The sequence below is a fragment of the Aquabacterium sp. A08 genome (genome assembly GCF_011742065.1).
Map to the genome: position 1 here is coordinate 1 of NZ_JAAQQT010000142.1, position 245 is coordinate 245.

At 73.1% G+C, this 245-nt stretch carries 1 protein-coding gene; it reads right to left on the reverse strand.

From position 1 onward, the window contains the following. Window positions 1-245 (reverse strand): DUF3458 domain-containing protein (locus HA630_RS00810; protein WP_166832071.1); only part of this gene is annotated, 245 nt, incomplete at both ends.

Below are 245 nucleotides of genomic sequence, written 5' to 3' on the forward strand. Positions count from 1 at the left end.
CCCTGCGCGTCCAGCAGGCCCAGCGCCACCGGGATGACGAAAGGCGCCTTGACCGCCTGGCCCGGGGTGGCGGGGCAGCTCTGGCTCAGCGTCAGTGTGTAGGTGCGCGCGGCGGCGTCGTACACGCCTTCGGCCTTGACGCGCGGGGTGCCGGCCTGGCTGTACCAGCGCTTGAACTGGGGCAGCAGGCGGGCCAGGTCGCTGCCCGGGTTGGCGTCGGCCATGGCCTGGGCAAAGTCGTCGCA